Origin of the sequence: Paraburkholderia caledonica NBRC 102488, from assembly GCF_000685095.1 — a bacterium.
GTDB classification, from domain to species: Bacteria; Pseudomonadota; Gammaproteobacteria; order Burkholderiales; family Burkholderiaceae; genus Paraburkholderia; species Paraburkholderia caledonica.
This window is the reverse complement of the sequence record NZ_BAYE01000002.1, coordinates 511,054-536,815: the sequence shown is the minus strand read 5'-3', so window position 1 is coordinate 536,815 and position 25,762 is coordinate 511,054. Positions and strand designations below refer to the sequence as shown.

27 protein-coding genes are annotated in these 25,762 nt (G+C 62.0%); 12 read left to right on the top strand and 15 right to left on the bottom strand.

Features of this window, described 5'->3' with window-relative positions; all coding sequences use genetic code 11:
* Window positions 1-7: 7 nt before the first annotated feature.
* The 3 genes from BCA01S_RS06315 to BCA01S_RS06305 all read left to right on the top strand — a co-directional run bounded on the left by BCA01S_RS06315 (window position 8) and on the right by BCA01S_RS06305 (window position 3,306).
* On the top strand, window positions 8-1,249 hold the full coding sequence (locus BCA01S_RS06315) for an HlyD family secretion protein (RefSeq protein WP_027776200.1): 1,242 nt from the start codon (window positions 8-10) through the stop codon (window positions 1,247-1,249).
* 77 nt (window positions 1,250-1,326) lie between these two features.
* The gene (locus tag BCA01S_RS06310) at window positions 1,327-2,886 is read left to right on the top strand and encodes a DHA2 family efflux MFS transporter permease subunit (RefSeq protein WP_027776199.1); all 1,560 of its coding nucleotides are present in this window, start codon (window positions 1,327-1,329) and stop codon (window positions 2,884-2,886) included.
* Window positions 2,887-2,979: 93 nt separating this feature from the next.
* Window positions 2,980-3,306: a hypothetical protein gene (locus BCA01S_RS06305; RefSeq protein WP_027776198.1), complete on the top strand. Its 327-nt coding sequence runs from the start codon at window positions 2,980-2,982 to the stop codon at window positions 3,304-3,306.
* Between the two features lie 135 nt (window positions 3,307-3,441).
* On the opposite strand, the gene BCA01S_RS06300 is transcribed toward BCA01S_RS06305, so the two are convergent.
* Window positions 3,442-4,413 carry a LysR family transcriptional regulator gene (locus tag BCA01S_RS06300; protein ID WP_027776197.1) on the bottom strand — a complete coding sequence of 324 codons (972 nt, stop codon included), beginning with the start codon at window positions 4,411-4,413 and terminating at the stop codon, window positions 3,442-3,444.
* A gap of 100 nt (window positions 4,414-4,513) precedes the next feature.
* Between BCA01S_RS06300 and BCA01S_RS06295 the strand changes: the two genes are divergently transcribed.
* From BCA01S_RS06295 to BCA01S_RS06270, 6 genes are all read left to right on the top strand, one after another.
* Window positions 4,514-5,590 carry an ABC transporter ATP-binding protein gene (locus BCA01S_RS06295; protein ID WP_027776196.1) on the top strand — a complete coding sequence of 359 codons (1,077 nt, stop codon included), beginning with the start codon at window positions 4,514-4,516 and terminating at the stop codon, window positions 5,588-5,590.
* A gap of 63 nt (window positions 5,591-5,653) precedes the next feature.
* Complete coding sequence (locus BCA01S_RS06290) at window positions 5,654-6,364, top strand: HAD-IA family hydrolase (RefSeq protein WP_027776195.1); 711 nt, start codon at window positions 5,654-5,656, stop codon at window positions 6,362-6,364.
* A gap of 3 nt (window positions 6,365-6,367) precedes the next feature.
* Window positions 6,368-7,717 (top strand): NAD(P)/FAD-dependent oxidoreductase, encoded by a 1,350-nt coding sequence (locus tag BCA01S_RS06285; protein ID WP_027776194.1) that lies wholly within the window; start codon window positions 6,368-6,370, stop codon window positions 7,715-7,717.
* Window positions 7,714-8,625 carry an ABC transporter permease gene (locus BCA01S_RS06280; RefSeq protein ID WP_042318030.1) on the top strand — a complete coding sequence of 304 codons (912 nt, stop codon included), beginning with the start codon at window positions 7,714-7,716 and terminating at the stop codon, window positions 8,623-8,625. The genes BCA01S_RS06285 and BCA01S_RS06280 overlap by 4 nt, the downstream gene beginning before the upstream one ends.
* Window positions 8,622-9,416 (top strand): ABC transporter permease, encoded by a 795-nt coding sequence (locus BCA01S_RS06275; protein ID WP_027776192.1) that lies wholly within the window; start codon window positions 8,622-8,624, stop codon window positions 9,414-9,416. Before BCA01S_RS06280 ends, BCA01S_RS06275 begins: the two co-directional genes overlap by 4 nt.
* 29 nt (window positions 9,417-9,445) lie before the next feature.
* Window positions 9,446-10,873, top strand: coding sequence for an aldehyde dehydrogenase family protein (locus tag BCA01S_RS06270; RefSeq protein ID WP_027776191.1), 1,428 nt, complete (start codon window positions 9,446-9,448; stop codon window positions 10,871-10,873).
* Here the strand turns inward: BCA01S_RS06270 and BCA01S_RS06265 are convergent.
* The 7 genes from BCA01S_RS06265 to BCA01S_RS06230 all read right to left on the bottom strand — a co-directional run bounded on the left by BCA01S_RS06265 (window position 10,870) and on the right by BCA01S_RS06230 (window position 18,229).
* Window positions 10,870-12,576 (bottom strand): GMC family oxidoreductase, encoded by a 1,707-nt coding sequence (locus tag BCA01S_RS06265; protein ID WP_027776190.1) that lies wholly within the window; start codon window positions 12,574-12,576, stop codon window positions 10,870-10,872. The two genes, BCA01S_RS06270 and BCA01S_RS06265, sit on opposite strands and share 4 nt — an antisense overlap.
* A 150-nt stretch (window positions 12,577-12,726) precedes the next feature.
* Window positions 12,727-13,737, bottom strand: a complete 1,011-nt coding sequence (locus BCA01S_RS06255) for an ABC transporter substrate-binding protein (protein WP_042318028.1) — start codon at window positions 13,735-13,737, stop codon at window positions 12,727-12,729.
* Window positions 13,738-13,972: 235 nt separating this feature from the next.
* Window positions 13,973-14,683, bottom strand: a complete 711-nt coding sequence (locus BCA01S_RS06250) for an RNA polymerase sigma factor (RefSeq protein ID WP_027776188.1) — start codon at window positions 14,681-14,683, stop codon at window positions 13,973-13,975.
* A 13-nt stretch (window positions 14,684-14,696) separates the two neighbouring features.
* Window positions 14,697-15,047, bottom strand: a complete 351-nt coding sequence (locus tag BCA01S_RS06245) for a cupredoxin domain-containing protein (protein WP_027776187.1) — start codon at window positions 15,045-15,047, stop codon at window positions 14,697-14,699.
* The gene (locus BCA01S_RS06240; RefSeq protein ID WP_027776186.1) at window positions 15,040-15,573 is read right to left on the bottom strand and encodes a DUF4142 domain-containing protein; all 534 of its coding nucleotides are present in this window, start codon (window positions 15,571-15,573) and stop codon (window positions 15,040-15,042) included. The genes BCA01S_RS06245 and BCA01S_RS06240 overlap by 8 nt, the downstream gene beginning before the upstream one ends.
* Window positions 15,574-15,660: 87 nt before the next feature.
* The gene (locus BCA01S_RS06235) at window positions 15,661-16,971 is read right to left on the bottom strand and encodes an MFS transporter (protein WP_027776185.1); all 1,311 of its coding nucleotides are present in this window, start codon (window positions 16,969-16,971) and stop codon (window positions 15,661-15,663) included.
* 163 nt (window positions 16,972-17,134) lie between these two features.
* A complete protein-coding gene (locus tag BCA01S_RS06230; protein ID WP_027776184.1) occupies window positions 17,135-18,229 on the bottom strand; it encodes a tartrate dehydrogenase in 1,095 nt (364 codons plus the stop codon).
* 109 nt (window positions 18,230-18,338) lie between these two features.
* Here BCA01S_RS06230 and BCA01S_RS06225 point away from each other — a divergent pair, with 109 nt between their 5' ends.
* Together BCA01S_RS06225 and BCA01S_RS06220 are read left to right on the top strand one after the other, a co-directional pair.
* Window positions 18,339-19,259 (top strand): LysR family transcriptional regulator, encoded by a 921-nt coding sequence (locus BCA01S_RS06225; protein ID WP_027776183.1) that lies wholly within the window; start codon window positions 18,339-18,341, stop codon window positions 19,257-19,259.
* Window positions 19,260-19,311: 52 nt separating this feature from the next.
* Window positions 19,312-19,695: a VOC family protein gene (locus tag BCA01S_RS06220; protein ID WP_027776182.1), complete on the top strand. Its 384-nt coding sequence runs from the start codon at window positions 19,312-19,314 to the stop codon at window positions 19,693-19,695.
* A gap of 39 nt (window positions 19,696-19,734) precedes the next feature.
* On the opposite strand, the gene BCA01S_RS06215 is transcribed toward BCA01S_RS06220, so the two are convergent.
* Window positions 19,735-20,061 (bottom strand): DUF4148 domain-containing protein, encoded by a 327-nt coding sequence (locus BCA01S_RS06215; protein ID WP_027776181.1) that lies wholly within the window; start codon window positions 20,059-20,061, stop codon window positions 19,735-19,737.
* A 198-nt stretch (window positions 20,062-20,259) separates the two neighbouring features.
* Here BCA01S_RS06215 and BCA01S_RS06210 point away from each other — a divergent pair, with 198 nt between their 5' ends.
* Window positions 20,260-21,048, top strand: coding sequence for a COG4705 family protein (locus tag BCA01S_RS06210; RefSeq protein ID WP_027776180.1), 789 nt, complete (start codon window positions 20,260-20,262; stop codon window positions 21,046-21,048).
* A gap of 63 nt (window positions 21,049-21,111) precedes the next feature.
* On the opposite strand, the gene arsH is transcribed toward BCA01S_RS06210, so the two are convergent.
* The 6 genes from arsH to BCA01S_RS06175 form a co-directional block, all read right to left on the bottom strand.
* Window positions 21,112-21,876: an arsenical resistance protein ArsH gene (gene arsH / locus BCA01S_RS06205; protein WP_027776179.1), complete on the bottom strand. Its 765-nt coding sequence runs from the start codon at window positions 21,874-21,876 to the stop codon at window positions 21,112-21,114.
* Window positions 21,877-21,888: 12 nt separating this feature from the next.
* Window positions 21,889-22,716 (bottom strand): arsenate reductase (glutaredoxin), encoded by an 828-nt coding sequence (arsC, locus tag BCA01S_RS36940; protein WP_084166792.1) that lies wholly within the window; start codon window positions 22,714-22,716, stop codon window positions 21,889-21,891.
* 9 nt (window positions 22,717-22,725) lie between these two features.
* Window positions 22,726-23,796, bottom strand: coding sequence for an ACR3 family arsenite efflux transporter (arsB, locus tag BCA01S_RS06190; RefSeq protein WP_027776178.1), 1,071 nt, complete (start codon window positions 23,794-23,796; stop codon window positions 22,726-22,728).
* Window positions 23,793-23,960: a hypothetical protein gene (locus BCA01S_RS37895; RefSeq protein WP_156955030.1), complete on the bottom strand. Its 168-nt coding sequence runs from the start codon at window positions 23,958-23,960 to the stop codon at window positions 23,793-23,795. Before BCA01S_RS37895 ends, arsB begins: the two co-directional genes overlap by 4 nt.
* Window positions 23,957-24,289 carry an ArsR/SmtB family transcription factor gene (locus BCA01S_RS06180; protein ID WP_027776177.1) on the bottom strand — a complete coding sequence of 111 codons (333 nt, stop codon included), beginning with the start codon at window positions 24,287-24,289 and terminating at the stop codon, window positions 23,957-23,959. The genes BCA01S_RS37895 and BCA01S_RS06180 overlap by 4 nt, the downstream gene beginning before the upstream one ends.
* Before the next feature lie 295 nt (window positions 24,290-24,584).
* A complete protein-coding gene (locus BCA01S_RS06175; protein ID WP_020066554.1) occupies window positions 24,585-25,748 on the bottom strand; it encodes a porin in 1,164 nt (387 codons plus the stop codon).
* Window positions 25,749-25,762 lie beyond the last annotated feature (14 nt).

Sequence of the window (25,762 nt, the reverse complement as noted above, 5' to 3'; positions counted from 1 at the left end):
TCACACAATGAGCGATAGCATCAACGCCGCCCGGGCGAAGGCGGACGCAGATCAACCCCAACAAACGCAAGGCACCACGCGGCGCAAACTGCTGCTCGCGTTGCTGGCCGCCGCGATAGTGGCAGCCGGCACAGCTTACGGCGTGTACTACGTGACGACCGGTCAATATCACGAGGCTACCGACGACGCATACGTCAGCGGCAATCTCGTCCACCTGACGCCGCAGGTCAGCGGCACCGTTGTTGCAGTGAACGCGGACGATACGCAGATCGTCAAGCAAGGCGCGCCGGTCGTGACGCTCGACAACGCGGATGCCAAAGACGCGCTTGCCAATGCCGAAGCAACGCTTGGGCAGACCGTGCGGCAAGTCAGCGGTCTCTACGTGAACAATGACTACTATGCAGCAACGGTCGCGCAGCGCGAGTCCGATCTCGCGCGCGCCGTCAGTGATCTGAAGCGACGTCAGGCGGTCGCGGAAACGGGCGCGGTGTCCGGCGAGGACGTGGCACACGCGCGCGATGCGGTCAGCGCCGCGCAAGCCGCCCTCGACGCCGCGCGTCAGCAGGCCGAAGCAAACCATGCACTGACCGACCGCACGTCGATCGAACAGCATCCGAATGTTCTGGCGGCGTCTTCCAAGGTACGCGACGCCTATCTGAACTACGCGCGCAACACCTTGCCTGCTCCGGTTACCGGCTATGTGGCACGCCGTTCTGTACAGGTCGGTCAACGAGTCGCGCCTGGCACGCCGTTGATGGCGATCGTCCCGCTCAACGAGGTGTGGGTCGATGCGAACTTCAAGGAGAGCCAACTCAAGCGCATGCGTATCGGCCAACCCGTCACGCTTTCCGCCGATGTCTATGGTTCGAGCGTCAAATACCACGGCCGCGTGGTCGGCTTCTCTGCGGGAACAGGCTCGGCGTTCGCCGTACTGCCCGCTCAGAATGCGACCGGCAACTGGATCAAGGTCGTACAGCGTCTGCCCGCGCGTATCCAGCTCGATCAGAAGGAACTGGACGCACATCCGCTGCGGATTGGGTTGTCGATGCAGGTCGAAGTCGAAACTCGCGACCAGTCGGGAACCCAGCTCGGCGCGGCGGTGAATACTACCTATCGCACCGATGTCTTTGCGCAGTACGGCGCGGATGCAGATGCGGAGATCGCCCGGATCATCGCGCAGAACATGCCAATGGCACGCACAGCCGCAACGGCTGGGGGGCAAAAAAGCGCTACGCGCAAAGCAGGCTGAATACGCGGAAGTGTTCTCCATTTTTTTGTGCGATTAGCTGACAAGTCAGATATTAGCGACATTCGACAGGTGATGAAATGAATCAATCGACGCGACCTGCGACGCTTCCGCCTTTGACGGGCGGCAAGCTTGTGCTCGCAACGCTCGCCGTAGCGCTGGCCACTTTCATGAATGTGCTCGACTCCTCGATTGCGAACGTGGCTATCCCGACTATCGCGGGCAACCTCGGCGTATCGGTCGATGAAGGAACATGGGTCATCACGCTCTTCGCCGCAGCCAACGCAATTTCGATTCCGTTGACGGGTTGGCTCACGCAGCGTGTGGGACAGATCAAGCTGTTCGTGTGGGCGATACTGTTGTTCGTCATGTCCTCATGGTTATGTGGAATAGCACCGAATCTGCCGGTTCTGCTCGCCGCGCGTATCTTGCAGGGCGCGGTAGCGGGACCGTTGATTCCGCTTTCGCAGGCCATTCTGCTGGGCTCGTATCCGAAGGAGAAGAGTTCGCATGCGTTGGCGCTGTGGGCCATGACAGCGACTGTCGGCCCGATTGCGGGGCCTGCGCTCGGTGGGTGGATTACGGACAGCTATTCGTGGTCGTGGATCTTCTACATCAACATTCCGGTGGGGCTTTTTGCTGCGGGTGTGACATGGGCTATCTACCGCACGCGCGAGTCCCCAACGAAGCGTTCGCCGATCGACAAGATCGGGCTGATCTCGTTGATCGCGTGGGTCGGTTCGCTGCAGATCATGCTCGACAAGGGTAAGGACCTAGACTGGTTCAATTCCCCGGTAATCGTCGCGTTGACTGTGTTTGCAGGGATCAGCTTCGCATTTTTCGTGATCTGGGAGCTGACCGAGAAGAACCCGGTCATCGATTTGAGGTTGTTTGGCGGCCGCAATTTTCTTGGCGGCACGGTTGCGATTTCGGTTGCGTATGCGGTGTTTTTCTCCAACCTCGTCTTGCTGCCGCAGTGGATGCAGGGTTACCTGAACTACCGGTCCGTCGATGCAGGTCTCGCCACGGCACCGCTCGGCATATTCGCGGTGATCCTTGCCCCTGTGATGGCGAAGATCATGCCGCGCTCGGACGCGCGCGTGCTTGCAACGTTGGCCTTTGTCGGCTTTGCGGGCGTGTTCTTCATGCGTTCGCACTACACGACCGGTGTGGATACCTGGACGCTCGTATTGCCCACCTTGTTGCAGGGCATACCAACCGCATTGTTCTTCGTGCCGCTGACAGCGATTATTCTTTCCGGCCTCGCGCCCGAGAAGATTCCCGCCGCGGCCGGTTTGTCGAATTTCGTGCGGGTGTTTGCGGGCGCAGTGGGAACGTCTCTTGCCGCAACCGGCTGGAACGATCGCACCATCTTGCATCACGCGAGACTGGCTGAGCAGACGGGCGTCACCAACCCTGTTTTCACCGCGGCACTCGATTCGGCGCAAGCTGCACTGGGAGGCAGCCGGTCTCAAGCAATGGCTTTCTTCGAACACTCGATGAACACACAAGCCGCCATGCTTGGGCTCAACGATATTTTCTGGTTGTCCGCGGTGATCTTCGTACTGATCATTCCGTTGATCTGGGTGACGAAGCCGGGCAAGACGAATGCCGCGGCGGCCGCTGCAGCGGGGCACTAGGAACTGGCACGCCCACGCTGCCATTCGGCGTGCCGAAGTCGACGAACTTCCCGCCAGGCAGTTCTGTCCAAGCAACGTAGGCTGGAGTTGATCATGAAGCCGTTCTACGTTGCCGCTGCTGCCGTTGTTGCCGCCGCCACTATGCTGTTTGCCGGCTGTTCGTCGGCGTGGCCGCCGCCTGGCGAGCCAGTCGCCTCACACGTTTCGGCCACCACCGAAACCCGCACCTCGTCCGCTTATCAGGGCGCAAAGCCATCCGCGGCAGCCCCGCCGGCAGCACGGCCGCCGGCGCTGAGCGTCGGTGTCACCGATCCCGACACGCAGTTGATTCTTCCCTGGTTTCTCGCTGACATCGTCAACGCCGTCAATACGCGTCAGTCGTTCGGCGACTTGATGCACACGATGAAAAACGGGCTTTGAAAAGCCGCTGGTCCATCGCGTTGTCTTGCTGCTTGCAGGCGATTCCGGAATTGGCCCGCGCACACTGCGGCCGGAGTTTCCGCGCACCGCTTGTTCTCGTGCAGCGCCGTGGCCGCGGCAGTGCATGACCTTCCGTCACGCGATAGCGACGCCGCATTCCTTGAACGCCGCGCGCAACCCCAGCTGCGGGTACGCACTCTCCAACGTGCGCAGATCGGCGCGCATCTCCTCGACGATCCAGTCGCGCACGTTCGCGACAATGGGTCGCAAAGGCCGGTTCGCGGGCGACACCAGACAGCAGCGCCGGTTCGTCACGAGGATCTCTTCTTCGGCGGGGACGAGTGCGCGCTGCGACAGCCAGTGCGACACCACGTTCAGCCAGCCAAGCGCGATGCCCTGGCCGAGCAGCGCCGCCTGCACGACTATCGCGTAGTCGTTGAAGCTGAGCATGCTCGCGACGCGCCGGCCGTGCTGCTCGAACGCTCCAAAACGGTGGTGCCAGCCGCGCTCCTCGTCGTCCATCACGATGACGGTGTCGCCGTGCTCACGGCCAGCGTCTGTCAGCGACGTTTCCTGATAGCGCGGATTGCACACGGGCAACAGGGTTTCGGGCATAACCAGCACGCTGTTTTCGTCGATGTCGCCGGCGTGCATGAAGCGCATGCCCAGGTCGACATCGACGAGCGGTCCACCAATACGCCCGGAAATGAGCTGAAACCGCAAATCGATTGACGGGAACGCTTCGTTCAGGCGGCTCATGCGCGGCATCAGCCAGTGTGTCGTAAAGCCCGTGGATACGGACAGCGTGACCGATTCCACGCCCGTAGCGCGCGCTTCTATTTCACGTATCGCGCTTTCGATGCCGTTGAATCCTTCGGAGATCTTGGTGTACAGAATCCGCCCGCTTTCGGTGAGTTCAATGCCGCCGCGCACGCGCTCGAAGAGGCGCACTCCAATGTGGTCTTCCATGCGGGCGAGCATGCGGCTCACGGCGGGCTGGCTCACATACAGTTCTTGCGCGGCACGCGTGAAATTGCCGCAACGAGCGGCAGCTTCGAAGACGAAGAGCGCATTCGCGCTCGGCAGTTTTTTGCGTAGATTCGGCATGACTTGATGTTATGCCCGATCCAACAATTTGGGAATTGCCGCCAAAAAATTTGACACCTATATTTTCCCTAATGCAGGCCCTTCAGCGAGAGCAAACGCAATGGACGCACGAGCGAAAACAGGAGTCTCCATCCGGTCGGCAGCAAAGCGCTATGGACCCGTGATCGCACTGGACGACGTCTCGCTCGACATCGAGCCAGGCGAGTTCGTGTCGCTGCTCGGACCGTCCGGGTCGGGTAAGACAACGCTGCTCGGCATCCTCGGCGGCTTTGTTCAGCCGAGTTCCGGCTCGGTGTGGGTGGGCGAGCGGGACATTACATTTGCGCCGCCGCACAAACGCAACATTGGCATCGTGTTCCAGAACTACGCGCTTTTTCCGCACATGACGGTGGGCGAGAACGTCGCGTTCCCGCTGCGCGCGCGCCGCGATCCGAAAGCGGGGTGGGCGGCGAAAGTGGCCGACGCGCTTGCGATGGTCGAACTGAGCGGCTATGAAGCCCGCGGCATCAGCCAGCTTTCCGGCGGTCAACGTCAACGCGTCGCGCTTGCAAGAGCGATGGTCTTCGAGCCGCAACTGATCCTCATGGACGAGCCGCTTTCCGCGCTCGACAAGCAACTGCGCGAAACGATGCAGATCGAGTTGCGGCGTCTGCATCGCAAGCTCGGCGCGACGATTGTCTACGTGACGCATGACCAGCGCGAGGCGCTGACCATGAGCGATCGCGTGGCCGTATTGAAGAACGGCAAGCTCGTGCAGATCGATACGCCCGAGCGTCTCTATGACCGGCCTTGCGACGCGTTCGTCGCGAGCTTCATCGGCGAGGCGACGCTGCTCCATGTGAGCCGCGCCGGCGACGACGCCGTTCGCCTCGGCGACGCGGTGTTGCGAACCGCTCATCCGTTGCCGCGCGGCGAGCGTTTGCTGCTTGCCGTGCAGACAGAAAAGCTCGTGATCGACGCCGGCCCGGCAGAGCCTGCCGCCAACCGGCTCTCGTGCCGCGTGACCGAGGTGCTGTACCAGGGAGAAAGCCTGCGCGTGTTCGCGACACTGGCTGACGGCACCTCGATCAGTCTGCGCCAGCCCGGCAATCACAACGCACGCAGCCGCATTCCGTCACCGGGCGAACAGATGACCGTTGTGCTCGATCCGCAGGACACGATCGTCGTGCCCGCCTGACTCCCCCCGCCCGCCCGGGCATACGTCTTACGAAATTAACGCAACCCGCAAAAGGATGATGCAATGAAGCTCACCGATTTCAAGGTCCTGACGTTCGACGTCGTCGGCACGCTGATCAACTTCGAACAGGGCGTGCTTGCGTCCGTGCGGCGCCTTGGCGGCGCGGCGGCGAAAGATCTCACCGACGACCAGATCTTCGAGCCGTATATGCGCGGCCGCGCGAAGTATCCGGGTCGTTCGAGCCACGAAATGGCGAACGTGTATCTGTATCTTGCCGGCGAGTTAGGCCTGCCCGACGACGCGCAATCCGCGGCGGCCTTTCAGCGCGACGTGCTGGAGTGGCCTGCATTCGAAGACTCGGTCGCGGCCCTGAAGCGCCTGCGCAAACATTATCGCCTCGTGGCGATGACCAACGCGGACCGCGTCGCGTTGTCGGCCTACGCACATACCCTGGGCGACCCTTTCGACGACACCGTGTGTTGTGACGAAACGGGCGTCGCCAAACCGGACCCGCAGTTCTTTGCCTATAACCGCGGACGTCAGGCGGCATTCGGCTTCAAGTTCAACGAGATCCTCCACACCGCGCAGAGCCAGTATCACGACATCGGCATCGCGACGAAGCTGGGTTACTCGACCTGCTGGATCGAGCGCCGCCAAGGCATGAAGGGTTTCGGCGCGACGCCGGTGCCCGAAGCCGTCACCGCGCCCACGTTCAGGTTTGCAACGCTCGGCGCGCTAGCTGACGCGGTCGAAGCCGAAGCGCGCGCTGCTTAAGCCATGCTCGCGCCCGCCCCCCACAACGACTTGCAGAGGCCGCAGCCCGACTCGCTATGGCGTGCGATGGCCGCCCGCTCAGCGCAACGGCAGGCGCCCACGAGCATGGGCGCGCCGCTCGCGCGCGATCTGGCGGTCGATGTGGCCGTGATCGGCGCGGGTTATTCGGGCCTGTCGGCCGCGTACGCGCTGCAAAAGCGCGGCGTCGATTGCGCTGTGTTCGATGCGAACCCGGTCGGTTGGGGCGCGAGCGGGCGCAACGGCGGGGTGGTGTCGTCGAAATTCCGCTTGTCGTTTCCGCAGATCGACAAGCTGCACGGACTCGATACCGCGAAGCGCATGCACCGGCTCGCGCACGACGGCGTGCGAGTGGTCGAATCGTTCATCGACGAGTTCAAGCTTGAACGAGCGCACTTCGAGCATACAGGCAGCCTGCGCTGCGCGCACACCGAGCGCGCGTTCGCCGCGATCTGTGCGGAAGCCGACTGGGTGCGGACGCAGTTGGGCGACACCTCGATGACAGTGCAGTCGCGCGAAGAAGTGACGCGCGAGACGGGATCGAGCGAATTTGTGGGCGGCGTATTGAGCGCGGACGCAGGCACGATCCTGCCGCTCGAATACGTGTACGGTATCGCGCGAGGCCTCACTGCGCGCGGCGTGCCGATTTACGAAGCCACGCCGGTTGTCGAAATGACGCGTTCGCAAGGCGGGCCCGCCGGCGTCGTGCTGCGAACGCCGGGCGGCACGGTGCGCGCGAGACAAGTCATTGTCGCGACTAACGCGTACTCCGATCTCACGTCCGCGACCGCTGCCTATCAGCGTGAACTGGTGCCGTTTCGCAGCGCGATGATTGCGACCGAACGCCTGCCCGCGGAACTCGATAATCGGCTCATGACGCAGCGCCGCAGCTATACGGAAACGCGGCGCATGATGAAGTGGTTTCGCAAGGTCGACGGCCGTATGCTGTTCGGCGGACGCGACGCGTTCGGCAAGGAAGGCCAGGCGACCGGCTTCGACGCATTGCAACGCGCGATGGTCGCGCTATTTCCCGATCTCGCGGATCTGCGTATCGAATATCAGTGGTCCGGCTATGTCGGCATGACGTTCAATGCGTTGCCGCATGTTGGCCGCAGCGACGACGCCACAACGTTTTGTCTGGGGTATAACGGAGCGGGCGTCGCGATGGCGAGCCTGCTCGGCCAGCATGCCGCAGCGCTCGCACTCGGCGAGACGCCAGAGCTTGCGTTGCTCGGCCAGCAGGGCTTGCGGCCCATGCCGTTCCATTCGTTGCGCGCGCCGGGCGTTCGCGTCGTTGCCGCGTGGTACCAGTTTCTCGACGCCGTGGGTGCATGATGACGACAGCCAAACGGATTTTCCAGGACCCCGCCCTGATGCAAACAGCCGCCACGGACCCGTCGGTGCGCCACCAGCAACGCGAAGACCGCGCGATGCTGCTGTTGCTCGCGCCCGCGTTGTTCGTCGTGGTCGTGCTGCTGGTGGTGCCGCTCGCGTGGCTGTCGTGGCAGTCCATCTGGCATGACGGCGGCTTCACGCTCGTCAATTACCGGCGCATTTTCACGGGCACCTATCTCGACACGTTCCTTATGACGTTCAAGCTCAGCGTCATCGTGACGGGCGTGACGTTGCTGCTGGGCTATCCGGTCGCGTACTTTGCGGCGTCGGTATCGCCGCGATGGAGTGCGCTGATACTCGGCATGGTGATCCTGCCGTTCTGGACCAGCGTGCTCGTGCGTACCTATGCATGGCTCGTGCTGCTGCAGCGCACCGGCCTCATCAACAAGGCGCTGCTCGCGACGGGTCTTGTCGATCGGCCGGTGCAACTCGCATACAACCAGTTCGGCACCATTCTCGCGATGGTGCACATTCTGTTGCCCTTCATGGTGCTGCCGCTGTATTCGGCGATGCAGAAAATCCCCGCTAATCTCTCGCAGGCCGGCGCAAGTCTCGGCGGCTCGCCGCTGCACGTGTTCTGGCGCGTGTTCCTGCCGCTATCGATGAGCGGCGTCGTGGCAGGCGCCACGCTGGTATTCGTACTGTGCCTCGGTTTTTACATCACGCCCGAACTGATGGGTGGGGGCAAGTCCATCATGGTGTCGATGGTGGTGAGTCGCAACGTCGAGATTTATAACAGTTGGGGCGCTGCAAGCGCGGTCAGTGTCGTGCTGCTGCTCTGCGTGTTCGCGATCTTCTATGCCGCGAGCCGCGTGATTCCCCTGGAAAAGACTCTGGGCGCGAAATGAACAAGATCTCGTTCGGCAGAGTCGTGCTCGGCGTGCTCGTCGTGCTGATTCTCGTGTTTCTGATGCTGCCGGTGCTGATCGTCGTGCCGCTGTCGTTCTCCGACACGCGCTTCATGACGTTCCCGCCGCCCGCCTATTCGTTGCGCTGGTATCACGCGTTCTTCGACAACCCGGCATGGATCGATGCGGCTCGCACGACGCTGGTGGCGTCCGTATGCGCAGCGGTGCTCGCGACGCCGCTCGGCATCGCCGCGGCCTATGCGATCCAGCACGGCACGCACTGGTCGATGCGCTATCTGCGCACGCTGCTCATGTTGCCGCTGATGGTGCCGATCATCATCGTCGCGGTGGGCGTGTTTTTCGTATTCACGCAGGCCGGTTATGTGAATACGCTGGGCGGCCTGATCGTTGCCGATACGATGCTCGGCCTGCCGTATGTGCTGATCTCCGTGGGCGCCGATTTGCGCACGTTCGACCGCACGCAGGAGATGGTCGCGCGCAGCCTCGGGATGAATCGCCTGCGCAGCTTTCTTGCGGTGACGCTTCCGCAGATCAAGGCGAGCGTGATTTCGGGGGCGGTGTTCGTCTTCATTCAGGCGCTCGACGAAACGGTGGTCGCATTGTTCATCTCGGGCGGCACGAACCAGACGCTCACGCGCCGCATGTTCGTCACGCTGCGCGACGAGATCGATCCCACCATCGCCGCGATCAGTACGATGCTGACCGCGTTGACGTTGTGTCTCGTGATGATCGTCGTCGTGAGCCGCCGTTCTTCGGCGGCGCGGGCGTGATGTCTTTGAACTCTCTCTATGGGAAGCGGATGTCGAACGCACTGAAGTTTTATATCGACGGCGCCTGGGTCGAGCCGTCGGGCACCACACGTCTGCCCGTGATCGACCCTTGCACGGAAGAAGGCTTCGATGAAGTCGCGCTAGGCAATGCGGACGATGTCGAGCGCGCCGTGGCCGCCGCGAAGCGCGCGTTCGAGTCGTTCTCGCTGACGGGGCCTACCGAGCGGATCGCGCTGATCCGCCGGATACTCGACGCCTATATGGCGCGCTACGACGACATGGCCGACATCATCTCGCGCGAGATTGGCGCACCAAAATCGCTTTCGCATGCGTGGCAGGCCGCGCTCGGTAAGCGTCACCTCGAAGAGCTGCTCGTAACATGCGAGACGTTCGCATGGCAGCGCAAGAAAGGGACGACGCTCGTCAATCATGAGCCTGTTGGCGTGGTCGCATTGATCACGCCATGGAACTGGCCGATCAATCAGATAGTCTGCAAGGTCGCCCCGGCAATTGCGGCCGGCTGCACGATGGTGCTCAAGCCGAGCGAGGTGTCGCCGCTCAACGCCGTGCTGTTTGCCGAGATTCTCGACGCAGCCCGCGTGCCACCCGGCGTGTTCAATCTCGTGAATGGCGACGGCCCGACTGTCGGCGCTGCGCTGTGCAGCCATCCGGATGTCGACATGGTGTCGTTCACCGGATCGACGCGGGCGGGCGTCGAGATCGCAAAGCTCGCCGCACCGACCGTCAAGCGGGTGCATCAGGAGCTGGGCGGCAAGTCGGCGAACATTCTTCTCGACGATGTCGACTTCGAAGCGGCTGTGACGTCGGGCGTGAACTCGTGCTTCGGCAACAGCGGCCAGTCGTGCAACGCGCCGACGCGCATGCTCGTGCCGGCCGCGCGGCACGAAGAGGCCGTGCGCATTGCACAGCGCGCGGCGGCCGCGCACCGCGTGGGTCCCGCAGACGACGAAACGACGACGATGGGCCCGGTCGTCAGCGACGTGCAATACGCTCGCGTGCAACGGCTGATCGAGAAGGGCGTCGAGGAAGGCGCGCAACTGGCGGCGGGAGGCCCCGGAAGGCCCGACGGTTTGACGCGCGGCTACTACGTGAGGCCCACGGTGTTCGCGAACGTGGACCCGTCGATGACGATTGCGCGCGAGGAAATCTTCGGTCCCGTTCTCGCGATCATCCCGTATCGCGACGACGAAGATGCCATTGCAATCGCGAACGATACGCCATTCGGCCTCGCCGCCTACGTGCAGTCCGCGGACCTGGCGCGCGCCCGGCGTGTGGCGTTCCGTCTGCGCGCGGGCAGCGTCTATGTGAATTATCCGTCGTGGGACGCAGGCTCGCCGTTCGGCGGCTACAAGCAGTCAGGCAACGGCCGCGAGTACGGCGAGTGGGGCCTCGAGGCGTTTCTCGAAGTGAAGGGTATCGTCGGCTACGGCGATTAGGAGGCACTCGAACGGCCGCGCAGCAGGTCGGCAATGCGCTCGGCGATCATGATGGTCGGCACGTTCGTGTTGGCGCACGGAATAGACGGCATCAACGACGCGTCACACACGTGTAGATGTTCGACGCCGTAGACCGCGCCGCGCGCATCGGTGACAGCGAGGGGATCGTCGGCGGCGCCCATGCGGCAGGTCCCCGACGGATGCCAGGTGCCGCCCACCGAGCGCGTGATGAACTGCGTGAGCGCGGTGTCGTCGGCGAGCAGTTCGTTCAGCGTCACCCCTTGAGTCACAACGCGCCGCACGAGCGACGCCCGCAACGGGCCAGCGATGTCGAGCAGCAAGCTCAGCGCGCCGCGCTGCAACGCGTTCCATGCGCCTGGCACTGCAACGGCTGCGACCCGCGGCGAATAGCTCGACGGGAATACTGTGCCGAGATGCGCGGCCATCGTCGGCGTGGACAGAGTCTGTGCGCCTAAACGCAGCGCGAGCTTCAGCCGTTCGAGATCGCGCGGATCGGACAGCATGGCGAAGTCGACCTCGGGTTCATCGAACGCGCTCGACGATTTCAGTTTCAGACGTCCACGCGAATACGATTTGTTGACCCAGAAAAACATCGTGCCGAGACGGTAGCCGACCGAGTGCCAGCCAGAGCGCGACAGTATTGCGCCGTGCATGTCGCCCGGCACGGTGCCGGGCAAGCCCGACGAAAAGCGCACGATTGCCTGTTCGTGATGCTCGTGGCGAAAGGGCGTGCGCGCCGCGCGAGGTAGATAGGCGGACACCGCAATAGACGGATGCTCCATCAGATTGCGGCCCACGCCTTCGCGGTGTGCGAGCACGTCGATGCCCAGGGCGGCAAGTTCGTCGGCGGGCCCGATGCCGCTTCTCAGCAACAGCGCCGGCGAGTGAATAGCACCGGAGCACACGATCACGCAGCCGGCCCGAATGTCGTGATGCGTACCGTCAGGCCGGATCATGCGTGCGCCGACTGCACGCCGTCCATCGAACAGAATGCGGTCGGCGGTTTCGCGGGTGCAAACGGCAAGGTTGGATCGCGCCCGCACGGCTTCGTCCAGATAGCAAACGGATGTGGGGATGCGTTCGCCGCTCGCGCTTACTGCAATCGACCCGATGAAGGTGCCGTCTTCCCACGCGCCGTTCTGATCGGCGCGTAACGGATAGTCATGTTTCAACGTATCGAGCACGGCTTTCACGAACGGCGAGATGCGCGGCCAGGCAGTGCGCTGGATCCGCAGCGGGCCGCTCGCGCCGTGCAGGGCGCTGATGCTGACGTCGCTGGAATTGCCGAAATCGGAGTCCGTTTCGAGCTTGCGAAAGTAGGGTAGACACGCTTCCCAGTTCCAGCCTTGTGCGCCGAGTGCCTGCCATTCGTCGTAATCGGCGGGCGCGCCGCGGTTGGCCATTAATGCATTGATTGCGGAGCCGCCACCGAGCAGTCGCGCCTGTTCATAGCGGCGCAATGCGGCAGGCGCGCTCATGCGCGCTTTCAACTGCTGCCAGATGTTCGTGCTGTCGAGGTAGGCGCGACCGGGATAGCGGCTGCGAATGTCGGCTGGCATTGTCGCCTGCGAGATGTCGCGACCCGCTTCGACGAGGCACACGGTCTTGCTGGCGTCTTCGGAAAGACGCGCAGCGAGCACGCAACCCGCCGATCCGCCGCCAAGAATCAGATAATCGATCACGTTGGATAAATAAAGACTGTGGGGCTCGTGGCTGTGAGTGCGATCCATGCGATGAATGCGTTGGATGCAATGAGCGCCGCAAGATACAAAACGCCCGCGATGAACCGTGTTCGCGCGGGCGCTTCAATCGTATGGCGAGGAGTGCGGCGGCTATTGCATGAACTTCAGCCACCGCGCTTTTGCCTGGATGCCTGCATCCGACGCCCACCAATCTTCAGACATCAGTGCCTGCTTCGCGGCGTTCTCAGGCGAGCTTGGCAATTCGCTTGCACGCTTGGCCGTGATCTTGCCGGTCTTGAACGCCGCGGGGTTCCCTGGACCGTAGTCGATGTAAAGCGGCAGGTTGGCCTGCAACTCGGGCGACATTGCAGCGTTGAGGAAGCGCATGGCGTCGGTCAGATTCGGCGCATTCTTCAGCACGCACAACTGTGTGTTTTGCAGAATGCCGTCGTTGAATGTGAAATCGACATCGGGGTTGTCCTTGCGCACCGCGCTCGCGCGGCCGTTCCAGATCATCGTCATGTCCACCTCGCCGTCGTGCAGCAATTGCGCGGACTGGCCACCCGAAGTCCACCACACGGTGATGTCGGGCTTGATCTGTTGCAGCTTCTTGAACGCGCGGTCGACGTCGAGCGGATACAGCTTGTCGCGCGGCACGCCGTCGGCGAGCAGGGCGGCTTCCAGTACCGTTTGCGGATCGTTGCGCAAGGCTCGCGTGCCGGGGAACGCTTTCACGTTCCAGAAGTCGGCCCAGCTTTGCGGTGCCTTTTTCAGCGTTTTCTTGTTGTAGCCGATCACAGTCGAATAGAACTCATACGCGACCGAGTACGGCGTGCGGTACTTTTCCGGCATTGCGGCAGCGTTGGGGATCTTCGAGAAGTCGAGCTTCTCGAGCAGCCCCTCGCGGCCGCCGCGCAGACAGTTGGAGGTGGGCGTATCCACTACGTCCCAGATCGGCTTGCCGGTAGCGGCCTGGGCCTTGATCTGCGGCCACGCGTCGGGAATGCTGTCCTGGTTGATGGTGATGCCCAGTTCCTTCGCCGCGGGGTCGAGAATCGCTTTGGTCTGGGCTTCCTGATACGTGCCGCCTTGCGACACGAAGGTGATTTTTCCTGCGGCGAGAGCAGGCGCCATGCTCATTGCGCTCAACACAAGAGTCATGGCAAACGGGCGCAACCTTGGCATGCTTATCACGACTTCTCCTCGATACGGTTGAAGCGAAAGACATCATCCAGGTCGGCGCGAATGCGCCTGCGGCTTGCTGCCGGAGGGGCAAATAGCGCTGGCTTGAATGGAAATATAGTGAGTCAATTTGACCGGGGCAACGCCGCAATTGTTGGAGCGGCCATGACATGGCGTTATGTCTGCCGGCGTCGCTTGCTGCGCTTGCGTCGCATTAGTCGGTCCAACTGCTTTCGCCGCGCGTGTCTATTCGCGACATCACATTCGCGACGATCCTGTCGCAACGCGCGCCGGCGAACCCGAACAGTTCGCTCCCTGCGAGGTCGATGTCTTGCGCCAGTGATTCGCGCAGCAGGCTTTTCGCGCGGAAATGCCGGCTACGCACGGTGGCTTCGGCAATGTCGAGGCATTGCGCGGTTTCCTCGACGCTCAGCTCTTCCACTGAACGGAGGACGAATACCGTGCGGAACGATTCTGGCAGCTCGTCGAGCTTGCGCTCGATCAGCGCACGCATCTCCGCGCGCGCCACTGCGCGGTCGGGGGATTCGGAGTCGGACGGATGCATGGCTTCGAGATCGAGGTCGGCAGTGTTCGAACTGACTATCGGAAAGACATTCTCGCGGCGCGCATGACGGCGCAGCCGGCCGTAGCATTCGTTGAGCACGAGGCGCGAAAGCCAGGTCGACAACGCGGAGTCGCCGCGAAACTGACTCAGCGAACGATACGCGCGGAGGTACGCGTCCTGCAGGGCGTCTTCGGCTTCAGCGTCGTCGCGCAGCGTGGCGCGCGCGAGCCGGTAAAGCCGCCGATTATGGCGGCGCATCAACAACTCGAATGCGGGCCGATCCCCAGCGACGATGCGCCGTACGATCGCGAGGTCGTCGTCGGCGCCGGACATCGACGGCACAGTGGCTGTCTCGGTCATTGCGAGCAGCCTCTCATCGAACGGTCAGTGCACCGTGCATGGTCGGGTGAAACGTGCATCCGTAGGGAAACGTGCCGGCCTTGCCCGGCTCGTACGACCATGAGGCGCTCGCGGCAATGCTGCGGGAATCGAATGCACGAGTCTCGGCGGTCGCGGTATGGGGAAAGATGTCCTTGTTGATCCATACAACGCGGTCTCCTCGCTTCACGGTCAAATCCGGCGGATTGAATTGCATGTTCTCAATCGCGACCACATATGTCTTCGGCGCCGCAATCGCGTTTGACGCAAGCAATGCCAGCATCGCACAAGCGAGCGCCGTACATCCCCGAACGGCGGCGCTGGGCGCACACCGCCGCTTAACCACTGCTTTTCTCCAGCGACGCCTGCAGATGCTTCGCATGTTCCAGATGCGCGACGAAGGCGGGCCGGACCTTTACGAGCAGCGCTTTCAGCTCCTCGTTCTTCGCATTTGGAATCAGCGTTTTATCGAGCGCAGCGAGCACGTTTTCATGGTAAGTCACTTCATGATCGATGTACGCGCGATCGAAGGCCGAGCCTTTCAGCTTCTTCAGAGCCGCGAGGTTTGCATCGCCGCCTTGCTTCAGGCTTTGGCTCGTGCCGTTGTCCTCGGGCGTCACATTCAGTTTGTGTACGAGATCGCTGGCTGATTGATTGACCGCGCTGTGATCGGTGACCATCTGTTGCGCGAACGCCTTGACGTCGCTCGACTTCGAGCGCGACTCGGCGAGCTTGCCGGCGTCGATATCGACCTGATTGGCCGTGACGACGATCGCCGCGATCTGCGGATCGGTCGGAGCGGCGCCTCGAGCCCAGCTAGCGAGGCTGACGAGCGCCAGCGCGCCAAGCCAGTGAAGGTGGATCAGTTTCATGCGGATTCTCCCGTTCAACCAACGTTTCGTTGCATACGACGTTGGATGTCACGACGGAGAATCCTGTTCCCAGACGACCGTATACCGTCAGTGGCCGTGGCGCTCGCCGGCCGCCACCGGTGTCTGCTTCGACTGCCGGCTCAGCATCAGCGTGACGACAGCGGACAGAGCCAGCGTTGCGCCGACCACATAAAGCCCCGCCGAGTAACCACCCGTCACGTTCTTGAGCCACCCGATCGCGAACGGACCGACGAATCCGCCGAGATTGCCGATCGAGTTGATCATTGCGATTCCCGCGGCCGCGCCTGCGCCCGACAGGAACATGCTCGGCATTGCCCACAGCGGCGCCTTGGCCGCACTGATGCCGACGTTCACGATGACGAGGGCGAGCACGATCATCAATGCTGTTGAGGCGTTACCTGCGAACACAAAGCCAAGGCAGGCCAGCGCGCACGGAATGACGACGTGCCAGGTGCGCTCTTCTGTACGGTCCGAATGCCTCGCCCACAGGATCATTGCGACCACGGCGGCGATGCTGGGGATGCCGGCGAGCAGGCCCGTTTCGAACGAGCCGAAACCGTACTGCTTGATGATCAGCGGCGCCCATAAGCCGAGCGTGTACAAACCTGCCGAGGTCCCGAAGTAGATCAGCGCCAGAGCGAGAACGCGTGGATCGCGCAGTGCTCTCATCGCACCGGCCGTGTGGCCCGCGTGCGACTGGCGCGCGTCGGCTTCCGTCTTCAGTTTCGCGATCAGCCAGTCGCGCTCTTCCGGCGCAAGCCATTGCGCCTTCGACGGCGTGTCGGTCAGATACTTCAGCACGAAGAAGCCGAGGACGACGGCGGGCAGCGCTTCCAGGATGTAGAGCATTTGCCAGTCCGCGAAACCGGCTATCGATGGAAGCTTCATGATCGCGCCGGAAATCGGCGAGCCGATGGCGGTGGAAATCGGCGCGGCCGCCATGAACCATGCGGCGGCGACCGCGCGCTGACGCGTCGGGAACCACAAGCTCAGATACAGGATGATGCCGGGAAAGAAGCCCGCTTCGGCCACGCCGAGCAGAAAGCGCAGCGCATAGAAGCTGTTGGGCCCGACGACGAATGCGGAAGCCAGCGAGACGATGCCCCAGGACACCATTACGCGCGCAATCCACCGGCGCGCGCCGACCTTGTGAAGAATCAGGTTCGACGGAACCTCGAACAGAAAGTAGCCGATGAAGAAAAGGCCGCCGCCGAATCCGAATGCAGTCGGTGAAAGACCGATGGCCTTGTTCATGGTCAACGCGGCAAAACCCACGTTGACGCGGTCCAGAAAACTCACGAAGTACAGCAGCATTACAAACGGGATGATCCGCAGCATGAGCTTGCGGGACACCCGGCTTTCGAGGTCGGTCATCATTGTCTCCTCCTTGGAGGCGTGGGCTGTGCTCGCTTGCGAACGCAGCGCAGTGCCGCGCGCGCCGCAGCCGTCGGATGCGGCTGTTGGGCGGCTGTTCTGGGGCGCTTGTGGGGCGCTTATGAGGCGCTTGTTGCGGCGCGAACTGGTGTCGCGTGATCCAGGCTTACGCGGCGTCGGCAGCGGGCGCCGCAGCTCCCTCGATGAACGCGCAGACGGCAGCGGTTACCTGCGCGGTAGTCGCCGTGCCGCCGAGGTCGCCGGTATGCAGCGACTTGTCGGCGGTGACGGCTTCCACTGCCTGCATCACGCGGGTTGCGGCATCCTGTTCGCCGAGGTGTTCCAGCAGCATCACGACCGACCAGAAGGTGCCGACCGGATTCGCGAGACCCTTGCCCATGATGTCGAACGCGGAGCCGTGGATGGGTTCGAACATCGACGGAAAGCGGCGTTCCGGGTCGATGTTGCCGGTCGGCGCAATGCCGAGGCTGCCGGCGAGAGCGGCGGCGAGATCGCTGAGAATGTCCGCGTGCAGATTGGTGGCGACGATCGTATCGAGGCTCGCCGGACGATTGATCATGCGGGCGGTCGACGCATCCACCAGTTCCTTGTCCCATGTGACGTCGGGGAATTCCTTCGAGACCTGTAGCGCGATTTCGTCCCACATCACCATTGCGTGACGTTGAGCGTTGCTTTTCGTAATCACCGTCAGCAGTTTGCGCGGACGCGACTGCGCGAGGCGGAAAGCGAAACGCATGATGCGCTCGACGCCGGCACGCGTCATGATCGACACGTCGGTGGCAGCTTCAATCGGGTGACCCTGATGAACCCGGCCGCCCACGCCGGAATATTCGCCTTCCGAGTTCTCGCGCACGATCACCCAGTTCAGGTCTTCGGGCTTGCAACGTTTCAACGGTGCGTCGATGCCGGGCAGGATGCGAGTCGGGCGCACGTTTGCGTACTGGTCGAAGCCCTGGCAGATCTTCAGACGAAGTCCCCACAGCGTAATGTGGTCCGCAATGTCCGGATCGCCCGCGGAGCCGAACAGGATAGCGTCCTTGCCGCGAATCGCGTCGAGTCCATCTGCCGGCATCATCACGCCATGCTTGCGGTAATAGTCGCCGCCCCAGTCGAAGTTCTCGAATTCGAACGCGAACGACTTGGTGGTTCTGGCAAGCGCTTCGAGGACTTGCGCGCCTGCCGGCACGACTTCCTTGCCGATGCCGTCGCCGGGAATGGTTGCGATGCGATAGGTTTGCATGTCTCCGGTCCTTCAGATGTTGTAGATGTGAGTGACTCTATCGATATCTGGACACAAAAACCGGTGCTAGACTCAAAGCATCTTTAACTTTCATTCACAAGTGACGCTGATGCGCGACACCGTCCAGCCGGCCGATTTGAGCTTTTTCTCTACGCTCGCCGCGTCCGGCAGCCTGAGCGCGGCGGCACGTGAGCTGGGGCTGACCGCGGCGGCCGTGAGCAAGCGGCTCACGCAGATGGAGAGCCGCGCCGGCGTGGCGCTCGTCAATCGCACCACTCGCCGGATGATGCTTACGCCTGAAGGCGAGTTGTACTTGCAGCATGCGCGCAGGATTCTCGACGAGATTGACGAACTCGCGGAGATGCTCGGTTCGGCGAAGAAGAGTCCGAAAGGGCTGCTGCGCGTCAATGCGACGCTCGGGTTCGGGCGCAGCCACGTGGCGCCTGCTATCTCGCGTTTTGTCGCGAAGTACCCGCAGGTGTCGGTGCAGCTTCAGCTGTCGGTCACGCCGCCGCCGCTCACAGACGATACATTCGACGTCTGTATCCGCTTTGGCGAGCCGCCCGATACGCGGGTGGTCGCGCGCCGCCTTGCAGGCAACCGGCGTCTGCTGTGCGCGGCCCCTTCGTATATCGCCTCGCACGGCTTGCCGATGACGCCGCACGATCTCACGCGGCACAACTGTATCGGCATTCGCCAGGGCGACGAAGCGTATGGCGTGTGGCGACTGACGTCGGGCAAGGGTGCGTCGCGCAAGACGGAAGCGGTGCGGATCAAGGGCACGCTGACCACCAACGACGGCGAGATCGCGGTGAAGTGGGCGCTCGAAGGGCACGGCATTCTGCTGCGTGCTGAGTGGGACATCAAACAGTATCTGGCCGATGGCTCGCTCGTTGTGGTGCTGCCCGATCACGAGACGCCGAACGCGGATATCTTCGCCGTGTACTCGCAGCGGCATCAGATGTCGAACCGCATTCGCGCGTTTGTCGACTTCATAGCCCACGACTTGCAGGACGGAGCGGTTGGTTAATGAGGCTTCGACTATATTGATTCAATGCGTACCTACTGGATGGAGGCGCAGCATGAGCGTGCAGCTAAACCATACTATTGTCTGGTGCCGGGACAAGCAGGCGTCGACCCAGTTTCTGGGGGACATTCTCGGCCTTCCGGCTCCGATTCCGTTCGGGGAAATGCTGGTCGTGCAAATGGCCAATGACGTGTCGCTTGATTTCTATGAAAGCGATGATCCGATCGCCATGCAGCACTACGCATTTCTAATCAGCGAAGAAGAATTCGAGCGGGCGTTCGCGCGTATACGCGAGCGAGGCCTCGAATACTGGGCCGATCCCGGCAAGCGGCGCGCTAGGGAAACGTACACGCACAACGGTGGCCGCGGACTTTATTTCGACGACCTCGATGGTCACTTTCTCGAGTTGATGACGCGGCCTTACAAGGTTGGCGCATAGGTTCTCTCGTAGCGTGGGTTAGATCGGCGACTGTTCTTTTCACTGCATCGGCATCGCCGGCATTGACTGCATTGCCGGTTGCCTGTCGACGGACGCGTTCTGCTGGGCCGCATGCATCGCGGCAACTTTTCGTTCTGCTTCCTGAATGTCAGCCGGGTAGTTGGGATCGTCGCCTACAGACGGGTTATATCCGACGGCTTCGAGTTCTTCGAGTTCATGCATGACTTCAGCACGCGTAAGTTCATGCGAGCCGGGGGAGGGCGATGCTTGTGCGTGCGCCCATGTCGATGTGATCATCAGCGCGGTGCTCTCCACCATCATGATGAATGAGCGCGATACTGCGCGGTCTGCATACGTGCGTTTCATGGCAGTGCTCCTGGATGTAAGAGCGTATCGACCGAACCCGGTTTGAGTTCGTTTTGACGTGCTCTGCATCGGTTAACCGGTGTAGCGGGTAACTTATTCCCGGCTGCGAATGTCAATAACTGCGCCACGCTTAAGCAAGCGTTAACCTCAGGCGTTTAAATTGGCGTGTTCATGCACCTACTAGGAAAGGAGTGACTGATGAAAGACAGCGCCATGAACTTCGCTGACGAGGCCGTCAGCAAAGTGCCGCAAGTGACGTTGGGCTTCTGGGTAATCAAGGTCGCGGCCACCACGCTGGGTGAAACGGGCGGGGACTGGGTGTCGATGTCGCTGAACCTCGGTTACCTGATTGGCTCGGCGATCTTCCTCGTATTCTTCGTCGCGCTCGTTTCCGCGCAGATCAAGGCGCGCGACTTCCATCCGTTCCTTTATTGGGCGACCATCATCGCGACCACGACGCTTGGCACGACAATGGCCGACTTCGCGGATAGATCGCTCGGTATCGGTTATCCCGGAGGCGTCGCGTTAGTCGTCGCACTGCTAGCGGCGAGCCTCGCGGCCTGGTATCGCTCGCAAGGCACGGTGTCAGTCGAAAGTATCGTCACGGCTAAAGCGGAGTGGTTTTACTGGGTCACCATCCTGTTCTCGCAAACGCTCGGCACCGCTCTTGGAGACTGGGTCGCGGGCGAAGATCGCGGCGGACTCGGTGTGGGTTACGAATATGGAGCAATGATCTTCGGCGCGGGCTTGCTCGTGGTGGCCGCCCTGTATTTCTGGTCGCGCGTGTCTCGCACGGCGCTTTTCTGGGCAGCGTTCATTCTGACGCGTCCCCTCGGCGCGACGCTTGGGGATCTGCTCGACAAGCCTGTTGCGGACGGCGGGTTGCACATCAGCCGCTTATACGCGTCGGCTATTCTGCTTGTGTTTATCGTCGCCTGTATCGTGCTTTTGCCGCAACGCTCCGCGAGACGCGCACCCGCTGTTTAACGATGCGTCGATGCGAGGCGAACTGGGACGCGCTATGGCCATTCACTCCGATGGCAGCGAGCGTTACTCAACCTCGCTTTCGTCCGTGTCGGCAATTTGAGCATTCTGTTCGTGACTCATGGCGGCACTCGCGAGCGCCGTTACGTTTGCCGGTGCCCGCTCCTTGCGCTCGCTGTAGCGGTCGGTCAGGTAATCGGAACGGTCGCGTACGAGCAGCGTGAACTTGAGGAGTTCTTCCATGACATCGACCACCCGATCGTAGTACGAGGACGGCTTCATCCGTCCGTTCTCGTCGAACTCCTGAAATGCCTTGGCGACCGAACTCTGGTTCGGGATCGTCACCATGCGCATCCAGCGGCCCAGTACGCGCAGCGCGTTGACTGCATTGAACGACTGCGAGCCGCCGGACACTTGCATGACTGCCAGCGTGCGCCCTTGCGTGGGACGGATGCTGCCGGAATCGAGCGGCAACCAGTCGATCTGATTCTTGAAAACGCCTGTTAGTGCGCCATGACGCTCCGGGCTGCACCACACCTGTCCCTCGGACCATATCGATAGCGCGCGCAGTTCCGCGACCTTCGGATGGTCCGGCGGGACGCTATCGGCAAGCGGAAGACCGTGCGGATCGAACACCTTTGTCTCTGCGCCGAACTGCTGAAGAATCCGCTCTGCTTCCAGCGTCAGCAATCTGCTGTACGACGTTGGCCTGAGCGAGCCGTATAGAAGAAGAATGCGCGGCGGGTGTTGCGATACCGCGCGTGGTTCGAGCTTCGTAAGATCGGGTATGTCGAGATGAAGAGGGCTGATGTTCGGTAGATCGGTCGGCATTGGCTGTGGCGCTTAAAGGGTGATGGCACGCGAAAGCAGGACGGCGCTCGACGGACACAAGTCGGTAGCCTGACGTGTGGCGAGGATCGATGCCGGGGCCGCGTCGCGGCTGACCGGCCTGAAGCCAGACTTCTCGAAGAACGCCGATTCATTCGTGGTGAGCAGCCACCCGGTGCGGGCGCCCGCATCGAAAGCTTCGCGCAACAAAACGGCGAGCACGTTACGGCCAATGCCTTTGCCCCGCTGCTCAGGCGCCACGACAAGTGACCGGATCAATACATCGCGCCCGTATTGCTCGAATCCGCCATAGCCAAGATGGCAACCTGCCAGCGTGGAGAAGGCGAAGAACGAGCGGCCAGACCCGCTCAGATCGTTAATGGGAAGTTTCGCATCGCGCAGTGCCTGCACAAACTCAGCGTTGTCACCTGCGATGCGCCGGGCCACGATAAAAGGCGCACCTTCTTCCTTCAGAATTTCGCGTTCGGGCATGCTTGCAAGGAGGCTGGCCGCTGCATCGGAAGGGCGGCACAGGCGTGTGCCTCGCGGCGTCACGACTAGCGGCCGGTTGATCAGTATCGGATGGGCGAGCATTGCGTCGATCAGTTCAGCGTCGCTCACTGCCGGATCGTCGAGTCCGAGTTCCTTGTACGGCGTGCCCTTCTTGCGCAGCATGTCCCGGACCGCCATTCCGCTGTCGGCTATCAGGCGTTCGAGCGTTGCACGATCGGGCGGATCTTGCAGATACTCGATCACGAGCGGGTTTTCACCGGCTTCGCGCAGCAGCGCGAGCACGTTGCGAGACGTGCCGCAGTCGGGGTTGTGATAGATGGTCACGCGCATCGTTTGTCCTCAATATGTTCGGGTTTCATACCAATGTTGCGTCCGGTTGACGACGCCGACGACCAGCAACATGACCGGCACTTCGATGAGTACACCGACTACGGTGGCGAGTGCTGCGCCCGACTGGAACCCAAACACGCTGATGGCGGTTGCCACTGCGAGTTCGAAGAAGTTGCTTGCACCGATCAGGCTCGACGGGCCGGCCACGCAGTGCGCGACACCGAGCTTGCGGTTGAGCAGATAGGCGAGGCCGGAGTTCAGCAACACCTGGATCAGAATCGGTACGGCCAGCATCGCGATCACCAGCGGCTCGCTCACAATCGCCTGCCCTTGGAACGCGAATAACAGCACGAGCGTGGCGAGCAGCGCGCAAATCGAATAGGGGCCTACTCGGGCGACCATGCGTTGAAAGCGCGCGTCGCCATACCGAAGCAGCCGGCGACGCACGATCTGCGCAATGACAACAGGGATGATGATGTAAAGCCCTACTGAAGCGATAAGCGTGTCCCAGGGGACCGCGATCGCGGACAGGCCGAGCAGCAGTGCAACGATCGGTGCAAAAGCGACGATCATGATGGCGTCGTTCAGTGCGACCTGCGATAGCGTGAAGTACGGATCGCCCTTGCAAAGCTGTGACCAGACAAACACCATCGCCGTACACGGCGCAGCGGCGAGCAGGATAAGCCCTGCGATGTAGCTGTCCAGCTGGCCCGACGGCAACCATGCGGCAAAGACATGGCGCACGAAGATCCAGCCGAGCAGCGCCATCGACAATGGCTTCACAAGCCAGTTGACGAACAGCGTGACACCGATGCCGCGCCAGTGCTCCTTCACCTGCGCCATCGCACCGAAGTCGATCTTGATGAGCATCGGCACGATCATGACCCAGATCAGCACGCCGACGGGAATGTTGACGTGCGCCACTTCCATGCGGGCTATTGCCTGAAACACCATCGGCAGCCAATGCCCGAGCGCGATACCTGTAACGATGCAAAGCGCGACCCACACCGTCAGATACCGCTCGAAGAAACCGATACGAGGCGCCTGCGAATGACGAGCCGTTTGCTCGAGACTGCTCATGGGTGAATCCGCAATGGAATAGTGGCGACTGCTGAGGTGCAACATGGAGTCGCATTTGCTGGCGAAATTTGTTGATCAGTCTCGACCTGAATACCGAGGTGGTCGATTCCAGCCTGGATGCCTTGCGGCAAGATGGCGAAGTTGGCAACGTTGGCAACGTTCATGTCGCCGCTCCTTTACAGTGCGGCGCGGCTCCAACTCCACAGCCCGCACCCGCACAACAGTTCTCGGTGAGAAAACCGACGAGTCCGCTCATCGCGTCGAAGTTGGCCGAGTAGTAGATAAAGCGCCCTTCCTGCTGACCTGTAACCAGCCCGGCGTGCGAAAGGTCCTTCAGATGGAATGACAGGCTCGACGGTGACAGTCCGACCTGCTGCGCGATGTCCCCTGCGGCCATGCCCTCGGGACCTGCTACAACCAGCGCTCGGAAAATGGCGAGTCGCGATTCATGAGCCAGCGCGCCAAGCGCGCGTACAACGAGGTTCGAGTCCATCGCAGCATGATAGGACTGTCGATTCAATAATTCAAGTATTCTTGAAATGACGGGCGTGCGGATGCGGCTGAACGAATCGATATCGGTGGGCTTCGCTGCGAAGGGAGTAGGCGAAAGCAATAAGACGCCAGCGGCGCCAGCGTCTTACCGAGGGGAATAACTGCGTGATTGCGCAATGTCCAGCTGCAACGCCGGGCAATCGACTCCGCTACAAACTTGACGCGGTTCGAAAGCAGCGGCGTTTCAACATATAGCGCCGGCGAGGCGCTAAGGTCTGCGCCGGCGCGATTGCGCTTTAGAACTTGTGACGCACGCCCACGCGGAATGCCAACTGGTTGTCCGCACCCGTGCCCGACGTGTTGAAGTAGCTCGTGCTCGAACCGATCTGCGCCTGCAGATCCTGCGTGCCATTGCGGCCCGCTGCGATCTGATAGATGCCGAGTGCGTACACGTCGGTACGCTTGCTCAACGCATAGTCGACGCTCAGGTCGACCTGGTTCCAGTGGCCGCGGTTCGCGTTGCTCAGGTGCATGTACGTGTAGCCCGCGCCTGCCGTCAGTGCCGGCGTGAACGCGTACTTCGCGCCCGCTTCATACGCGGCGAAAGTCGTCGCACCGCCCGTGACCGTCTCGAGGCGCGTGTTCGTGTACAACGCCCACAGCGTCGCTGCGGCGATCGTGTAGCGGCCGCCCACGCCGAACGTGCGCAGATCGCGGATGTTGCCCGTCGTCACGTTCGCGATGGTCGTCGAGAATGCCGGCGTTGCCTGGCTCGGGTAGCGGATATCCGTGTATGCCGCGCCCACGCCGAACGGACCGTTAGCGTAGTTCAGGCCGAAGCTGTAAGCGCGCGACGAACCCGCGACCGGTGCTGCGGCCGTGCCCGTTGCGGGCGCGCCGGCGAATGCGCCAGCCTGGTTCGAGAAGCCGTACATCGCGCCGAAGGTCAGACCCGAGAAATTCGCGCTGCTGAACTTGACCGAGTTGTTGATACGGCTCGACGTCAACTGATCGACGTCGTTGATGTGGTAAGCGTAGTTGCCCGCGACCGTTTGACCGCCGGTCGAGTAGCTGCCGCCGAGATAGTCGGTCGAGAACGAGTACTGGCGGCCGAACGTCAGCGAGCCGACATTGTTCTGCGACAGACCGACATACGCCTGGCGGCCGAACAACGCGCCGCCCTGGCCGAGCGTGCCGTTACCGCTGTTGAAGCCGTTTTCCAGCACGAACAGCGCCTTCAGGCCGCCACCCAGATCTTCGGTGCCGCGCAGGCCCCAACGGCTGCCTTGCGCGACGCCGTCGTCATATTTGAAGAGATTGTCGTGACCGGTGGCGGTCTTCGAGTTGTTCACATAGCTGATGCCGGCATCGATCACGCCATACAGCGTGACGCTGCTTTGTGCGTGTGCGGCGCTGGCGAAGACTGCGAGGGTAGCGGCGGTCAATAGTTTTTTGTTCAAAATGTTCTCCGATT

Coding starts and splice junctions, on each gene's coding strand:
- BCA01S_RS06310 (WP_027776199.1), top strand. CDS start 1,327: ATGAATCAATCGACGCGACCTGCGACGCTTCCGCCTTTGACGGGCGGC.
- BCA01S_RS06215 (WP_027776181.1), bottom strand. CDS start 20,061: ATGAAACGCACGTATGCAGACCGCGCAGTATCGCGCTCATTCATCATG.
- BCA01S_RS06315 (WP_027776200.1), top strand. CDS start 8: ATGAGCGATAGCATCAACGCCGCCCGGGCGAAGGCGGACGCAGATCAA.
- BCA01S_RS06240 (WP_027776186.1), bottom strand. CDS start 15,573: ATGAAACTGATCCACCTTCACTGGCTTGGCGCGCTGGCGCTCGTCAGC.
- BCA01S_RS37895 (WP_156955030.1), bottom strand. CDS start 23,960: ATGAACGTTGCCAACGTTGCCAACTTCGCCATCTTGCCGCAAGGCATC.
- BCA01S_RS06295 (WP_027776196.1), top strand. CDS start 4,514: ATGGACGCACGAGCGAAAACAGGAGTCTCCATCCGGTCGGCAGCAAAG.
- BCA01S_RS06180 (WP_027776177.1), bottom strand. CDS start 24,289: ATGGACTCGAACCTCGTTGTACGCGCGCTTGGCGCGCTGGCTCATGAA.
- BCA01S_RS06280 (WP_042318030.1), top strand. CDS start 7,714: ATGATGACGACAGCCAAACGGATTTTCCAGGACCCCGCCCTGATGCAA.
- BCA01S_RS06210 (WP_027776180.1), top strand. CDS start 20,260: ATGAAAGACAGCGCCATGAACTTCGCTGACGAGGCCGTCAGCAAAGTG.
- BCA01S_RS06290 (WP_027776195.1), top strand. CDS start 5,654: ATGAAGCTCACCGATTTCAAGGTCCTGACGTTCGACGTCGTCGGCACG.
- BCA01S_RS06230 (WP_027776184.1), bottom strand. CDS start 18,229: ATGCAAACCTATCGCATCGCAACCATTCCCGGCGACGGCATCGGCAAG.
- BCA01S_RS06285 (WP_027776194.1), top strand. CDS start 6,368: ATGCTCGCGCCCGCCCCCCACAACGACTTGCAGAGGCCGCAGCCCGAC.
- BCA01S_RS06220 (WP_027776182.1), top strand. CDS start 19,312: ATGAGCGTGCAGCTAAACCATACTATTGTCTGGTGCCGGGACAAGCAG.
- arsC (WP_084166792.1), bottom strand. CDS start 22,716: ATGCGCGTGACCATCTATCACAACCCCGACTGCGGCACGTCTCGCAAC.
- arsB (WP_027776178.1), bottom strand. CDS start 23,796: ATGAGCAGTCTCGAGCAAACGGCTCGTCATTCGCAGGCGCCTCGTATC.
- BCA01S_RS06225 (WP_027776183.1), top strand. CDS start 18,339: ATGCGCGACACCGTCCAGCCGGCCGATTTGAGCTTTTTCTCTACGCTC.
- arsH (WP_027776179.1), bottom strand. CDS start 21,876: ATGCCGACCGATCTACCGAACATCAGCCCTCTTCATCTCGACATACCC.
- BCA01S_RS06255 (WP_042318028.1), bottom strand. CDS start 13,737: ATGACTCTTGTGTTGAGCGCAATGAGCATGGCGCCTGCTCTCGCCGCA.
- BCA01S_RS06235 (WP_027776185.1), bottom strand. CDS start 16,971: ATGATGACCGACCTCGAAAGCCGGGTGTCCCGCAAGCTCATGCTGCGG.
- BCA01S_RS06250 (WP_027776188.1), bottom strand. CDS start 14,683: ATGACCGAGACAGCCACTGTGCCGTCGATGTCCGGCGCCGACGACGAC.
- BCA01S_RS06270 (WP_027776191.1), top strand. CDS start 9,446: ATGTCGAACGCACTGAAGTTTTATATCGACGGCGCCTGGGTCGAGCCG.
- BCA01S_RS06305 (WP_027776198.1), top strand. CDS start 2,980: ATGAAGCCGTTCTACGTTGCCGCTGCTGCCGTTGTTGCCGCCGCCACT.
- BCA01S_RS06275 (WP_027776192.1), top strand. CDS start 8,622: ATGAACAAGATCTCGTTCGGCAGAGTCGTGCTCGGCGTGCTCGTCGTG.
- BCA01S_RS06300 (WP_027776197.1), bottom strand. CDS start 4,413: ATGCCGAATCTACGCAAAAAACTGCCGAGCGCGAATGCGCTCTTCGTC.